Raw genomic sequence first — 2,033 nt, 5'->3', positions numbered from 1 at the left:
GGGAGAGCATCACAGAACGGGAACCTATTTCTTCCTCTATTTCTTCTCTTTATTCAGATAAAAAATTTGATGGCGTTTGGAAGGGACATCAGGCTGAAGCAGGTTTGGATGTGGATGTTCGAAAGAGTTTTGCTGTAGGTTTTCGTTATAAGTTAAACACCTTCAAATTCCATACGAATGAGGGAAATCAGGATATTTATCGTAGTGCTGAAAATAAACAAGATTCAGCCTTTTACACTACAGAGTCCTATGATGAATCTGAAATTGGGCATCAGGTAAACCTATTTCTGGATAAGAAGTTGGATACCCTTGGTAGAAAAATTTCCTTCAATTACAATTACAATTATTTCGATAATGCCGGGGATGGAGTCCTCAATAATTTCTATTTAACTGAAGACCAACAATTGGGTGAGAATTACCAAATTTTTGGTTTTTATTACCCAACCCTTTTTACCCTTCATGTGGGAAGATTAGATGTTGAACTTCCCAATATTATGAAGTTGGATTGGGAAGGAGGTGTAAAATTTAGCTATATCAATACCCATGACGAATTGCTTTATTTCCCTAACGAATTGGAAATGATGGATACAGAACGTTCAAGTACTTTTGATTATACGGAAAAAGTGTTGGCGTTTTATACAGCCATCCAGAAAGAATGGAATAAATGGATGCTAAAGGGTGGACTTCGAGCGGAACATACCCAAAGAGAAGGTTCCTCTTATTTTTTTCCTGGTAATAGCCTTTTTCGTCGAAACTACTGGAGCTTGTTTCCTTCTTTATTTGCACAAAGAAAATTGAATGAAAACCATGATTTCACCCTCTCTTATGCTAGAAGGATAGAAAGGCCAGGATTCAATACAATGAGGTCCCTTAAGGTTTATAGTGGGCCATACACCTATTTTACAGGAGACCCCTCCCTTTTACCTACTTTTATCAATAGTATAGAGACCACTTACACCTGGAAAAATAGCTATTCCTTAAACCTGGGATATCAGCACTTTAAAGACATTGTTCAAAATTTACCTTTTATAGATGAGGAAGGCTTAAACGGCAATACCTTTCAAAACTTAGGAAGTCAGCATCTGTTTTTCGTCACTTTAAATTTACCCTTTACTATTTCCTCCTGGTGGACCTTTCAGTTTGATCTAAATGCTTATAGAAAAGTCATCAAAGCTGATGAAAATCTTGAAAACAAAGACAATTATCTAAAAATAAGCATGAATCAGGTTTTCACCTTGCCAAAGAAGTACACCCTAATGATAGATGGAAATTATTATTCGGGCTTCACATCTGGGCTTTATACTTACCGACCCTTTGGGGCCCTTAGTTTAACAGCTAAAAAATCTGTTTGGAATGAACAAGGTACCATTTCCGTACAAATTTCCAATCTTCTGAATTCAAGAAATAGTGAACGGACGGCTATTACACCTGATTTTGAAGAAAAATTTTTATATCAAGGGCCTGCCCAAACCCTTCAAGTTTCTTTTGCATATAATTTTTCGAAGGGATTGGAATTTAAAAGTAGAAAAAGAGAAAGTGCAGCAGAGGAAGAAGAAAGTAGAAGGTAAGCAGAGAACCCAAAATCATTAAAAAGTATTCAAAAGGGATCAAAATCAGTGATACTTTCTATCGAATTTGAATCATGGAGTTTGGAAAAACTTACCCCTGATTGTAGTAGTCAAAAAGGGTGGTTTTGACATGTTTAGGAATAGTTATTGGTTGATTTTCAGTTATTTAGGATAATTTTAGTTGTCGCATACCGTTTTTAAGCATGTTAAGTTTTTATTAACCACCAAAAGTGGTTTAGATATCAGAAAAACTCGAAGAAATTAAAATCTTCTTTGGATTCTAATTATCGAGAATCTTTAGTTGATCCATGATTTTTATTTGGGAGCTCCTGTGAAGGAATGTTTTAACTGCAAGCTGAAAAATGTGTATGGGAGTCCTGAAGGCCGATTAAATCAATTTTTTTCTGAAAAGAGCACTGTTGTAGGGCTTTTATGAACGGAATTTTTTTAGTGAAATACCAAGGA

1 protein-coding gene is annotated in these 2,033 nt (G+C 35.5%); it reads left to right on the top strand.

Annotation, left to right across the window (positions count from 1 at the left end; all coding sequences use genetic code 11):
* A partial coding sequence (locus E1171_RS18955) for an outer membrane beta-barrel family protein (protein WP_155207630.1) occupies positions 1-1,568 on the top strand: 1,568 nt, incomplete at its 5' end.
* Between the last annotated feature and the right edge of the window lie 465 nt (positions 1,569-2,033).

This window comes from Xanthovirga aplysinae, assembly GCF_009711365.1.
Classification (GTDB): domain Bacteria; phylum Bacteroidota; class Bacteroidia; order Cytophagales; family Cyclobacteriaceae; genus Xanthovirga; species Xanthovirga aplysinae.
The sequence above is the reverse complement of the archived record's forward strand: the minus strand, read 5'-3'. Positions and strand labels throughout refer to the sequence as shown.